The organism is Clostridium sp. (assembly GCF_051278035.1).
Lineage (GTDB): Bacteria > Bacillota > Clostridia > Clostridiales > Clostridiaceae > Clostridium_AD.
Genome location: NZ_JBNMNU010000118.1, coordinates 1 through 13,408, shown reverse-complemented (window position 1 = coordinate 13,408; position 13,408 = coordinate 1). Strand labels below are relative to the sequence as shown.

The 13,408-nt window shown below is 31.4% G+C and carries 13 protein-coding genes and 1 pseudogene; all 14 read left to right on the top strand.

The window, feature by feature from the left end:
• A pseudogene (locus ACJAX4_RS16235) lies at positions 1-465 on the top strand (altronate dehydratase); the annotation flags it as partial.
• A 101-nt stretch (positions 466-566) separates the two neighbouring features.
• Positions 567-1,019: a YhcH/YjgK/YiaL family protein gene (locus tag ACJAX4_RS16230; RefSeq protein ID WP_435790496.1), complete on the top strand. Its 453-nt coding sequence runs from the start codon at positions 567-569 to the stop codon at positions 1,017-1,019.
• A 20-nt stretch (positions 1,020-1,039) separates the two neighbouring features.
• Complete coding sequence (locus ACJAX4_RS16225) at positions 1,040-1,465, top strand: HIT family protein (RefSeq protein WP_435790495.1); 426 nt, start codon at positions 1,040-1,042, stop codon at positions 1,463-1,465.
• Positions 1,466-1,500: 35 nt separating this feature from the next.
• Positions 1,501-3,009 carry a sensor histidine kinase gene (locus ACJAX4_RS16220; protein WP_435790494.1) on the top strand — a complete coding sequence of 503 codons (1,509 nt, stop codon included), beginning with the start codon at positions 1,501-1,503 and terminating at the stop codon, positions 3,007-3,009.
• The gene (locus tag ACJAX4_RS16215) at positions 2,987-4,534 is read left to right on the top strand and encodes a helix-turn-helix domain-containing protein (RefSeq protein WP_435790493.1); all 1,548 of its coding nucleotides are present in this window, start codon (positions 2,987-2,989) and stop codon (positions 4,532-4,534) included. The genes ACJAX4_RS16220 and ACJAX4_RS16215 overlap by 23 nt, the downstream gene beginning before the upstream one ends.
• A 31-nt stretch (positions 4,535-4,565) precedes the next feature.
• Complete coding sequence (locus ACJAX4_RS16210) at positions 4,566-4,889, top strand: cupin domain-containing protein (RefSeq protein WP_435790492.1); 324 nt, start codon at positions 4,566-4,568, stop codon at positions 4,887-4,889.
• A 294-nt stretch (positions 4,890-5,183) separates the two neighbouring features.
• Positions 5,184-6,227 (top strand): TRAP transporter substrate-binding protein, encoded by a 1,044-nt coding sequence (locus tag ACJAX4_RS16205; RefSeq protein ID WP_435790491.1) that lies wholly within the window; start codon positions 5,184-5,186, stop codon positions 6,225-6,227.
• A gap of 109 nt (positions 6,228-6,336) precedes the next feature.
• Positions 6,337-6,873 (top strand): TRAP transporter small permease, encoded by a 537-nt coding sequence (locus tag ACJAX4_RS16200; RefSeq protein WP_435790490.1) that lies wholly within the window; start codon positions 6,337-6,339, stop codon positions 6,871-6,873.
• Positions 6,860-8,152 (top strand): TRAP transporter large permease, encoded by a 1,293-nt coding sequence (locus tag ACJAX4_RS16195; protein ID WP_435790489.1) that lies wholly within the window; start codon positions 6,860-6,862, stop codon positions 8,150-8,152. Before ACJAX4_RS16200 ends, ACJAX4_RS16195 begins: the two co-directional genes overlap by 14 nt.
• The gene (locus ACJAX4_RS16190) at positions 8,128-8,631 is read left to right on the top strand and encodes a YcxB family protein (protein ID WP_435790488.1); all 504 of its coding nucleotides are present in this window, start codon (positions 8,128-8,130) and stop codon (positions 8,629-8,631) included. Before ACJAX4_RS16195 ends, ACJAX4_RS16190 begins: the two co-directional genes overlap by 25 nt.
• A 183-nt stretch (positions 8,632-8,814) precedes the next feature.
• Complete coding sequence (locus ACJAX4_RS16185) at positions 8,815-9,840, top strand: TRAP transporter substrate-binding protein (protein WP_435790487.1); 1,026 nt, start codon at positions 8,815-8,817, stop codon at positions 9,838-9,840.
• Positions 9,841-10,021: 181 nt separating this feature from the next.
• Entirely contained in the window at positions 10,022-10,747 is a 726-nt protein-coding gene (locus ACJAX4_RS16180) for a GntR family transcriptional regulator (RefSeq protein ID WP_435790486.1), read from the top strand.
• Positions 10,748-10,847: 100 nt separating this feature from the next.
• Complete coding sequence (gene kduD, locus ACJAX4_RS16175) at positions 10,848-11,630, top strand: 2-dehydro-3-deoxy-D-gluconate 5-dehydrogenase KduD (RefSeq protein ID WP_435790485.1); 783 nt, start codon at positions 10,848-10,850, stop codon at positions 11,628-11,630.
• A 45-nt stretch (positions 11,631-11,675) separates the two neighbouring features.
• Positions 11,676-12,506, top strand: a complete 831-nt coding sequence (gene kduI / locus ACJAX4_RS16170; protein WP_435790484.1) for a 5-dehydro-4-deoxy-D-glucuronate isomerase — start codon at positions 11,676-11,678, stop codon at positions 12,504-12,506.
• Positions 12,507-13,408: the final 902 nt, after the last annotated feature.

Here is a 13,408-nt window from a genome sequence, read left to right as displayed (position 1 = left end):
AATCCTTCTCCAGGAAATAAAGAGGGGGGGATAACTACTCTTGAAGATAAATCATTAGGTTGCACGCAAAAAGCTGGCACTGAAACAGTTGTAGATGTGCTCAAATATGGAGAAGTCCTAAAAATAAAGGGACTTAATCTCTTAAGTGCTCCTGGAAATGATTTAGTTGCATCTTCTGCACTTGGTGCAGCTGGATGTCAAATGGTTCTTTTCACAACAGGGAGAGGTACTCCATTTGGAAGTTTTGTACCTACAATGAAGATTTCAACAAACACTCAAATATATAAATTAAAACCTCACTGGATTGATTTTAATGCTGGAAGCTTGGTTCAAGATAAATCGTTAGAAGATTTGACTGAGGAATTCATACAATATATAATTGAAGTAGCTAGTGGAAAATTAATTAATAATGAAAAGAATAATTTCAGAGAGCTTGCCATTTTCAAGAGTGGAGTAACACTTTAACTTCTAGTATCAAATTGCCGTTGTTATCGTCTATGGCGGTAACGACGGGATAAACTTTTTGATATTTAATATAGTAAATATGAATATTGGAGGAATAGTGAATGGTAATTGATAAATTAAGCAATGCAAATCAATATTATGGTCTTTCTACTAGAATAGAAAAAGCTTTAAAATATCTTGAAAATACAGATTTAGCAAATTTAAAAGTAGGTAAATATGAAATTGATGGGAAGAATATTTTTGCTATTGTATCCGAATACGAAGCAAAAAACATAGAACAAGGTAAATGGGAAGCCCACAGAGAATATTTAGATATACAATATGTAGTTTCGGGTCAAGAGAAGATTGGATATGCAAGTATTAATGAAATGAAAATGATTGGTGAATATAACAATGAAAAAGATGTTTTGTTTCTTTGCGGTGAAGGGAATTTATTATTAGTTAATGAAGGTACCTTTGCTTTGTTTGCACCGCAAGATGTTCATATGCCAGGGATTAAGGTCACTACGAGTGGAAAACATGTTAAGAAAATAGTTGTAAAGATATTAGTATAGATAAAAAGGAGAAATTAAATATGAACTTTGATAATAATTGTTTTTATTGCGTTAAGGATGAAAGACTTTCTAGTTTAATGATTGAAATCTGTAAGCTTGAGGCTTCTACACTATATTTATTTAAAGAACAAACTTATAAGGGAAGATGTGTTGTAGCATATAATGGGCATAAAAGTGAGCTTTTTGATCTGAATGATGAGGAGCGGTCACTTTACATGAGTGATGTTGCAAGAGTTGCAGGTGCATTAAGCAAAGCATTTTCACCAGATAAAATTAACTATGGTGCTTATGCCGATAAGATGACTCATCTTCATTTTCATATAGTTCCAAAATATGAAAATGGGCATAGCTTTGGTGGAACATTTGAAATGTCGCCTAATGATAAAGTTCTTCTTAAAGATGAAGAATACAATATATTAATAAACACAATCAAAGAAAACTTATAAGAGATACTTCGCATTTTATTTTAAAGGAGTTTAAAATGAAATTCAAAAGAGTTGTTAATAAAAAATCCATAGGAAGTAAGGTATTTAGTTATTTTTTTCTTATTATTTTGCTTATAAGTATTGCTTTTCTTTTTTTACTTTACGAAAGAAATATTTCCTCAAAGCAGTATGATGAGGTCACCAAGATAAATATTAAATTGAGCAACATGTCACTAGAGCTTAGCAATAGTTGGGGTTTTTTTGATATGTTTATAAAAACAAAGGATAATGAGTATATTACAAAATACACTGATTCAAATGAAAAAATAAAAAAAATAGTCCTTGAAATTCAACCCTACATTGAAAAGGATAAAAATAGTGCTATCTACTTAAGAAATTTAAATAACATGTTTGACTCTTATAAACTTGAATCCTCGCATTTATTGAGTGAAGTACTGTATTCAAAAGGTTTGAATTCAAAGAGTTACGTTAAACTAACTAGGTTAAAGACCATGTTTACTTATATAAGTAAACACTCTCAATTTTTAGTAGTGTCATATTTAAACTATAGTAATTCAGAATATTCTACTACAATGATAAAATACAAGAATACAGAATTAAAAATTCATGCTGCATTAGTTTTCATTTTGGTAATTAGTTTTGTTTTCATTATGCTTATTAGCAGAGATTTGAACAAAACTATGGGTAAGATTAAAAGCTATGCAGAGTTATTATCAGCTGCAAGGTGGGAGATACCAGATCTTAAAGATCAAAAATATGATGAGTTAAATAGTCTTGCAAAGGCTTTTGATAAAATGAAACATAGTATTCGTGTATTTATTGAGGAATTAAATCAAAAAACTGAGATGGAAAAAAATTATCATCTAGAACAACTTAAAAGTGCTGAAAAAGACAAATTAATTAAAGAAACGCAATTATCAGCATTGCAATCACAAATGGATCCGCACTTTTTATTTAATACACTAAATACGATTAGTAGAATGGCTATGTTTGAGTATGCAGATGAAACTGTGAAACTAATAGAAGCTACTTCAAAGATACTTAGGTATAATTTAGACTGTAAGGACAAAATGGTTAAATTAAAGGAAGAAGTACGTATGATAAAGTCCTATGTTATTATACAAGAAACTAGATTTCAAGATCAAATGAGTTTTAACTTTGATATTGATAAAAAATTATATAATGTTGAAGTGCCGCCAATGCTCATACAACCTATAGTTGAAAACGCAATAATACACGGGCTTCGGGAAAAAGATAGTGGTGGCATAATAAATATAACGGTTAAACAACAAGGTGATTTTATTGCTATTAGTATTAAAGATAATGGAATAGGAATGGACAATGATCAAATTAATACTCTGATGAGAGATGTGAAAACTGAATCAATGGGGCTCGGAGTATTCAATGTAAAAAAAAGGTTGGAACTGTATTTCAATAGTAGTGATTTATTTAAAATCAAGAGCCAAAGACAAGAAGGTACGGAAGTAATAATTTTTATTCCGATTAATGGGGGTGAAGATAGTGTTAAAACTTTTAATTGCTGAAGATGAGGCGTTAGAAAGAAAAGCGCTTAGATTTCTTTTGGACAAATACTTTTCAGAGAGCATTGAGGTTATAGATGAAGTAAGCAACGGCAGAGATGCAGTGAACATTGCTGTCTCGCTTAAGCCACATATCATTTTAATGGATATTCATATGCCAATAATGGATGGCCTTTCGGCATGTAATCTTATTCGAAGTAATTGCAAGGAAACTGAATTTATAATATTAACTGCGTTTAATTATTTTGATTATGCAAAAACAGCTATACACATTGGAGTAAGCGATTTTTTGTTAAAACCATTTTCTAATGATGAATTTGTAAGCTCACTAAATAAAGTGATTAATAAAATAAACTTTAAAAATTCCATTGTAAATATAAACAATGAGTTGATGGATACTTATAAGAAAGTTTCCCCTTACGTTGAAAAGCAAATGGTTACAAATATAGCTTATGGAGTTACATTAACTGAGGATCAATTTAACGAATATAGGAGCATTTTAAATATTGATAGTCTTAAGTTTTGCTGCATTATATTTAAATTAGAACATAAAGTCTTTAATGAAAATAGTATTGTTGTTATAAAAAATAAATTGAGTATTTTATTTCCTAAAATTGTAGGTGGTTTATGTTTAAATCATATTATTTTATATGTTTTTGATAAAACTGTAAGAAGTAAAATTTTAAGTAGGGCTTTTGACAATTTATTAATTGATTTACATGAAGAGTTTAAACTAAGCAATGATGCAAATTTATCTATAGGTGTTTCTGCCACTAATGAGGGGTTGAATCAATTATATCTTTCTTATAAAGAGGCAGAAAGATGTTCTAAAAGCAAGGACAATATAAATTCACTATCTAAAAGTGAAGTACTGAAGGACACTAGTAGCAATGATGTTAACCATATTATAAGTTGTAAAATTATAAACGAAGATTTAGATGGAGCAATAATAGAACTAGATATCATCTTGAATAGTTTATTAAGTGGAGAGGTGAATCCTGATCTATCCATTATAAAAAATATTCTTTTAGAAATTTTCGATAGCATCATTGAAGATATAAATGATTTTGTGGACAAAGATTTTAAATATCTAAATAAAGATATAGCGCTTTGTGAATTGGTTGATATAAGAGAGATTGCAGATTTAAAGAATTGTGCAAATATGGTACTGAAAAATTTTATAAATTACATATCAAGCTATAAAAAAAGTAAAAATATTGATCTATTGGAAAAAGTGAAGAACTATATTGAAACCAAATATATGAATGACATAAGCTTAGATAATCTAGCGCAGTATGTATCCATGAGTAGTTTTTATTTAAGTAGAATATTCTCTAAATCATACGGCATGAACATTAAGGAATATATAATTAAAACTAGAATGGAAAAAGCTAAGAGTATGCTTATAGAAGGAAATAAATCTGTTAAACAAATCGCTAGTGAAGTTGGATATTCAGACCAAAATTATTTTAGCAAAGCATTCAAGAAATATACAAATATATCACCAAAGGAGTACTGTAATTTATAGACTGAAAAATAATAAATAGGAGGAAAGAAATATGATAGTAAGAAGTGATGAAGTTAAATTAAGTGACCTAGGTAGTGGGGTATCCCGAAAGATACTATCACATGTTGATAGCATGATGATGGTGGAAGTGCACTTTATTAAAGGTGCAGTTGGAGAAATTCATGCCCATGTACATGAGCAAATTAGTTATATAATAAAAGGAAGCTTTCAGCTAGACATTAAAGGGGAAAAAGAAATAATAAAAGCAGGGGATACTTTTTACATTGATCCAGATGTACTACATGGTGTTTTAGCATTAGAGGATTCAACCATACTAGATGTGTTTACTCCACAAAGAGAAGATTTTCTAAAATAATTATAATAACATATGGTTTCTCATTATCATTTATTTTTAAAATGGTAATGAGGATTTTTTTATTTTTTCAATGCATCCAAAAGCTTTTATATATTGATTATGTATTTGTCGACATTGAAGGTAATATACATCATGACAATCAATTACATATAATCGCAAGTTATTCGTCTAGTAAAGGGTTTCATTAGATAGTATGATAAGACCATAGATAAAGACACAAAACAAAAATGATTAGTGGGGGGAAAGAAGTTACACAATGCAATAAATCTAATTATAAATTATAGGAGGTATATTATGAATAAGAAGAAAATAGTAGCAACATTTTTAAGTGCTTTTATGGTATTATCACTTGCAGGTTGTAGTATGAAAACACCTAATAAAGAAGAAGCTAAACAGGAAGATACAAAATCAACAACAGAACCAGAGGTTACTCTTGTATATGCAGAGGTTAATCCATTAGATACTATTGTTGGTCAAACAGATACTGCCTTTAAAGAAAAAGTCGAAGAACTTTCAAAGGGAAAGATTAAGATTGATGTTCAGGCAAGTGGTGTTTTAGGAGCAGAAAACGATGTACTTGATTCAATGCTTGGTGGCGGTGGAACAATTGATATGTCCCGTATATCAGCATTTGCTCTTACAAGCTACGGTGGAGAAAAATCAAAGCTACTTTCTATTCCTTATACATTTGTAAGCCGTGAACACTTTTGGAATTTTGCTACATCTGATTTAGCTCCTGAATTCCTACTAGAGCCTCACGAAAATGATAGTGGAATTAGAGGTTTATTCTATGGAGAAGAAGGCTTCCGTCATTTCTTTACAGTTGAACCCGTTAATACTATAGAAGATTTAAAAGGTATGAAAATAAGAGTATCAAATGACCCTGTTATGAATGGTATGGTAAAAGGTCTTGGTGCTTCGCCTACAGTAGTATCTTTTGGTGAACTTTATTCTGCACTTCAAACAGGTGTAGTAGATGGTGCTGAGCAACCTATTGCTAACTATAAATCAAATGCATTCCAAGAAGTTGCACCAAACATGATTCTTGATGGCCATACACTTGGCGCAATACAAGTAGTCATTACAGATGCAGCATGGGATAAACTAACAGAAGAGCAACAAGGTATTCTTACAGAAGCAGGTAAATATGCATCAGAATTTAACAGAAAAATTTCTGAAGAAGCTGAAAATAAAGTGCTTGATGATTTAAAAGCAGAGGGTGTTAATATTGTAGAAGTTAAAGATATCAAACCTTGGCAGGACGCATGTAAAGATGTCATTGATACTGCTACAAAAGACAATGCTGAGCTTTATCAAAAGATTCTTGACATGAAATAAGGTTCACAAAATGGTAATTGAAACAGAGTAAAATAGTTTTAATAGCATGTTTATATAAGCACAGGGGAGGATTACAACCTCTGTGCTTAACTTTTTGAGGAGGTAAAGTATGCCTAAAATTTTTAATACAATAGATAAGATTAAACCGGCATATGATGTGGCTTATAATATTGTCCTTTTCATATGTAAGTTACTTTTAGTAGCCGATATTCTTATTACTACTATGGCAGTGGCTGGTCGATTTATTCCTTTTATTCCAGATCCGGCATGGACTGAAGAAGTAGTTTTAACTTGTATGGCATATATGACAGTTCTTTCTGCGGCTTTAGCTATCAGAAAAAATTCTCATATTCGCATGACAGCATTTGACAGGTATTTGCCAAAACATTTGTTAATAGGTTTGGATATTATTGCAGATGTGGCGGTTTTAGGACTTGCTTTGGTTATGATAGTAGTAGGTTGGAAATATGCAATACAAATCGGTTCAGTAGCATCTTATGTGAGTATGCCAAATCTCTCTAAATTTTGGATGTATTTTCCAATTCCGGTGGCAGGTATAGCTATGTTTATTTTTGAAATAGATGCTATATATAATCATATTAAACTAATTTTTATAAAGGAGGAGGATATTAATGGATGCAGCTAGTATGGCAATATTAATTTTGCTTGGCTCTTTTTTCATAATGGTCTTTTTAAGATTTCCTATTGCTTATGCAGTAGCGCTTGCATCTTTATTTTGTCTTTTGTACCTAGGATTTCCACTTACAACCATTGGTCAGCAAATGGTAAAAGGGATTAGTACTTTCAGTCTTATGGCTGTACCTTTCTTTATTACAATGGGATGTCTCATGGGATCAGGTGGAATTTCTGAGAAATTGATTGCACTTGCGGCGGCCTGTGTTGGCTGGATGCGAGGAGGTATGGCGATGGTTAACATTGTTGCATCATATTTTTTCGGAGGTATTTCTGGTTCTGCAGCTGCAGATACGGCATCGCTTGGTAGTCTTTTAATACCTATGATGGTAGATCAAGGTTATGACGCTGATTTTTCAACGGCAGTTACCATTACTTCATCTGTTGAAGGACTTTTGGTTCCACCAAGTCACAATATGGTTATTTATGCGACTACTGCAGGTGGTATTTCAGTGGGAAGTTTGTTCCTTGCAGGATATGTACCGGCAGCAATACTAGCAGTATCTCTTATGGTAGGTTCTTATATTATTTCTGTTAAAAGAAATTATCCAAAGGGTGACAAATTCAATTTGATGGTTTTGTTAAGACAATTTAGTGTTTCCTTTTGGGCTCTTGCAGCAGTTTTAATAGTTGTAGTAGGCGTAGTTGGTGGTGTTTTTACAGCTACAGAATCGGCAGCTATTGCAGTTATTTACAGTTTGCTTGTTAGTGTATTTATTTATAAAGGCCTAGATTGGAAGGGTGTTTGGAAAGTGCTTGATGGTACTATGGATATACTTGCTATCGTGCTCATTTTGATTTCAACTTCTAGTATTTTTGGATATTGTCTGACATTATTGCATGTTCCAGATTTGGCAGCAGCTGCAATTATAAAGATTTCGGATAATCCGATTATTTTAGCATTACTTCTAAACCTTATCCTTTTGCTTCTTGGATGTATAATGGACATGGCTCCAATTATATTGATTGCTACCCCAATATTGCTACCAATTGCAGTTTCAATTGGTATTGATCCTATTCAGTTTGGTATTATGGTTATCTTAAACTGTGGTATAGGTCTTTTAACACCACCTGTTGGTGCTGTGCTATTTATTGGTTCTGCAGTTAGTAAAGTGCCCATGGAGCGTGTTGTAAAAGCAACATTCCCATTCTATGTATGTATGGTCATTACACTCTTAATGCTTACATTCATTCCGGAAGTTAGTTTATGGCTTCCATCGTTATTTGGGTAAGGAGAGATATGCAATATAAATTTAATTATAAAACAACAGCATTTGATCTTTGGCAGTTATCTATGTACTCTACTTATAGTTCAATAGTAGGGGTATGTAATATTATATTTACAGTTGCAATGCTACTTTTGTCGATAAGGTTTTGGGGAGATGTAAATAGCTTTATGAAAATATTTTTGATAATCGTAATTTGTTTATTTACGGTTATTCAACCCGCAGTGGTTTATAGAAGAGCCAAAAGACAGGTAGGAACGGCTCCACATGATATGGAGATAGGTTTTGATGATAGAGGAATTCACGTAAAAACTGAAAATAAAAGTTCAGATTTGAAATGGAATACGATAAAAGGAGTATCAAAAAAACCGACCATGATTGTTGTGTTTTCAACCACTAAACATGGTTTTGTACTAACGAATAAAGTTCTTCAAAAACAAAAAAAAGCTTTTTATGACTATGTAGTTTCAAAGATTAAAAAATAAATATAATTACTCAAATTCAATTGCCTATCATCTTTCTACGAAATGATGATAGGCAATTTTTCATTCATTATGGAGTGTACCTTATAAGCTGCGTACTAAAGATCAATTGACTTATTTTAATACTACATTCATAATAAAAGCATTCAGTGGTATAATAAATATTACTGTAAAGGAGATAAAACAATGAATAGAAAGAAAAAATTCGCAATATTTTCATGTCTTGCACTTACGGTAGGGATGCTTGCTGGGTGTGGGAATAAAATTACTAATAAAAAAAAGGATGCGCCTAACGGAGAAACTAAATCAGTTACTTTAAGAATGTCAGACAGTCAACCTGATGGTTATCCAACTATATTAGGTGATCAAGCATTTGCTGATGAAGTAGAAAGAAATACCAATGGGAGAATAAAAATTGAAGTATATGCAGGAGCTAAACTTGGAGATGAAAAAAGCGCTATAGAACAAGTTCAATTTGGAGCAATTGATGCAATACGTATAGGTGCTGCACCGCTAGCTGAGGTTAATAAGCAAGTAGGTGTTTTAATTCTTCCTTATCTTTATAAGGACAAAGATCAAATGTTTAGAGTTTTAGATGGAGAGATAGGAGATAAAATATTCGCTGATTTAGAAGCGAATAGTCAAATTATAGGACTTAGTTGGTTAGATGCGGGAGCAAGAAGTTTTTATAATGTAAAAAGAGTTGTAAAAACGCCAGATGATTTGAGAGGTTTAAAAATAAGAGTACAAGAAAGTAAACCTATGATGGATATGGTTAAAGCTTTAGGTGCATCACCTACTCAAATGACTTATGGTGAAGTTTATAATGCAATGCAAACTGGAGTAATTGATGGAGCTGAAAATAACTGGCCTAGTTATTTGTCATCTAACCATTATAAAGTAGCAAAGTATATTACAATAGATGCACATACAAGAGTTCCAGAAATGATAGCGTTTAGTAAAATTACTTGGGATAAAATATCTGCAGATGATCAGGAAGTAATAAGAAAAGCAGCTGATGTAGGTGCAGCGGTAGAGAGAGCGCAGTGGCTTAAACAATCCGATGCTGCAGAGGCTACAATAGTTTCAAAAGGTAGAGTTACTATTACCAAACTAGATGATAACCAAGCATTCCAAGATAAAGTTAAACCTATGTATGCTGAGCACCCAGAATGGAAAGAGTTAATTGATGAAATATTAGCTGCAAAATAATTAATGCTTAATATAGGGAACCTGCTTTAGTATGATATCAAAGAATTAACAAGATATTTGGACAATGGGCAATGGACCATTGTCCGTTGTTTTAATGAAATCAAACACATTGTAAAACCTTTACATATCAAATGAGATATGGTACACTATTATTAATAAACTTGCATGCAAGAATGCAAGATTGGAAAACGTAAAAGTATCTTATGAAAATAAAGAAGGTGTTAGTTTGAACAATAAACAATTTAAAAGAATGAACAGCGATGAGATTTATGTTGCACTTAAGGCAGATATTCTAAATCTAAAACTTTATCCTGGTCAACTTATTAGTGAAAATGAGATTTCAAAACACTATAATGTGTCCAGAACGCCTGTGAAAACAGCTTTTTTAAGGCTAAGTAGTGAGAAATTTATTGAAATTGTTCCTCAAAAAGGAACATATGTGACTTTGCTAGATATGGAACTCATAAAGGAAATAATATATATGCGTACAGTGCTTGAAAGTACAATAATAAAGAGTGTTTTTGAAAATATTAATAATGAATTGATCGGTAAACTGTCTAAAAATCTTGAAAAACAGAAAGTGATAGTTGAAAAGCCAGTGATAGAACCAAGTGAGTTTTGCCAAGTTGACAGTGAATTTCATTCTATTTGCTTTGATTTTGTAGGCAAAACAAGACTATGGAAAGTAATACAGGAATTTGAGGTTTATTACAAAAGATTCAGAATGCTTGATATTGTTGCAGTGGGACCTTTTGACAGTTTATATGAAGAACACTTTGAATTGTTTGAGGTTATTAAAAATGGTGATAAGGAAAAATTGGATGAGGTTATGTATCGTCATCTTCACGGGAATATCAATAGACTTGGGGATAAGATTTACAATGAATTGAAAGATTATTTTATTTGAAATTAGGTTTTGTTGCTTAAAAAAGTATATATATATAAATATAAGAAAATCATGAAATGAATAAACTGATAATAATAAATATGGAGAAGGAGCTAATAAAATGAGTACAAATGTAAATGAATTTTCAATGGATTTTTTTTCGCTAAAAGGTAAGGTAGCTATAGTAACAGGAGGTAATACAGGACTCGGGCAAGGATTTGCAGTAGCACTCGCTAAAGCTGGTGCAGACATTTTTATACCTACTCATGGTGCTAATTGGGAAGAAACCAGAACTCTCGTAGAAGCTGAAGGAAGAAAGGTTGCTTTTTATCAAGCTGATTTATCTAAAAAAGAAGAAATAACAGCAACTGTAGAAGCTTGTATAAAAGAATTTGGCACGGTTGATATTTTAGTAAATAACGCTGGTACTATTAGGAGAGCGCCACTTCTTGATACCAAAGATGAGGATTGGAAAACTGTAATAGATCTAAACTTAAATGCAGTTTATTATTTAAGCCAAAATGTTGCAAAAATAATGGCTAAAAAGGGATCAGGAAAAATTATAAACATCGCTTCTATGCTATCCTTTCAAGGTGGAAAGTTTGTTCCAGCTTATACAACAAGTAAACATGGCATAGTGGGTATAACTAAATCTTTTGCAAGTGAACTTGGAGAAAAAAATATTCAAATAAATGCAATTGCACCGGGTTATATAGCAACAAATAATACAGCACAAATTAGAGCGGATGAAGAGAGAAGTGCAGGTATATTAGCTAGAATACCAGTAGGTAGATGGGGATATCCTTTTGATGTAATGGGAACAGTTATATTTTTAGCAAGTCGTGCTTCAGATTATGTTAATGGCCATGTTTTAGCTGTAGATGGCGGATGGTTGGTAAGATAATTTTAAAATTAATAGTATAAAAAATTAATATTAGGAGGAATTATAATGGAAATTAGATATTCAAGTCATAATGAAGATGCAAAACATTACGATACTACTCAGCTCAGAAAACATTTTTTAATTGAGGATTTGTTTGTGCAAGGTGAAATGAAGATGGTATATAGTCATATAGATAGAATAATAGTAGCGGGTATAGTGCCAACAGATAAAGCATTATCTTTAGAAGGAAGTAAAGCTTTAGGCTGTGACTATTTTCTTCAAAGACGTGAACTTGGAGTTATAAATATCGGTGGAGCAGGGACTGTTACTTTAGATGGTGTAAAATATGAAGTAGGAGCTAGAGACGGACTTTATGTTGGACTAGGAATCAAACAAATCAGTTTTGAAAGCACGGATGCTAAAAACCCTGCTAAGTTTTATTTGAATAGTGCTACAGCACATAAAGCTTACCCAACAATGAAAATTGGCCTAGAACAATCTAGGAAAGTTAAAGCTGGCAGCGATGAAGAATGTAATAAAAGAGTAATAAATCAATATATACATCCAGAAGTTTGCAAAAGTTGTCAATTAGCTATGGGAGTGACAATGCTACAACCTGGTAGTGTTTGGAATACAATGCCTTGCCATACTCATGATAGACGCATGGAAGTATATTTATACTTTGATATGGATGCTGAAAATGTTGTTTTCCATCTTATGGGAACACCAGATGAGACTAGACATATTGTTATGAAAAATGAGCAAGCAGTTATTTCTCCTAGTTGGTCTATACACTCAGGAGTTGGAACTAAAAACTATACTTTCATATGGGGTATGGTTGGAGAAAATCAAGAATTTACAGATATGGATGCAGTATTAACTAAAGATATGAAATAATATAATCACTATAGTAACTTAGATTTTAAGGTGCTATAGTGATTACTTTATATTTAAGCTATATTTAAGAATGTTGTTGAAATTTCACGATATACTATTTAAGACACAATTGTAAAAAATAACTTAACAATTAAAATTAATATAGAGGGCATTGATTTGAAAAGCAGAAGTGTTTTAATTAGAGTATGTATATATATTGCAATGTCATTAATTATGTTATTTTTAGAATCAAATGTTAATAATATTTTACTTGGTATATTATGCTTGTTACTTTATGCTGTTGCACTATGGGTGTTAGTTAGTTGGAGAACCTTTAATTGTATATGGGTATGTGATGAATGTGGTAAAAGATTCAAAATTACATTGTGGGTGAGTTTTAAGAGTTTTTTTATTTTTAGCCTCAAAACTAAGTTGTATCATAGACAATTATATTGTCATAAATGCAATGAAAATACATGGTGTAGATGTATTTTTCAAGAGTAAATATTCACAGGGTTAGCATTAAATATTTCAGCCTTATATTATGCCATAAAGTATTTAGAAAATGTAAAGTACAAGGATGATTTCATTTAAAATAATAGTTATAAACTAAATACTAAATTAATGATAAAATAATTTTATAACAGCTAACAACTATTTTTGATCTTTCTATAGTCAAAAGATATATTTTTATATACTGGGACATAATCTTATTATATAAAACAAATATAATGTGAGGTTAACCATATATGAAAAAATTAAAAGTGAAAGTTGGAGTAGATAAAGGTAAATTGAGTATTAGTGAGGGGGAGGATTAATTATGAATATATTAATTACAGGAGCTAATGGTCAGCTAGGTAGAGAATTAGCTAAGCAATATCAAAAGAAAAAAGGAATTAATTTAATACTTACGGATATATCAG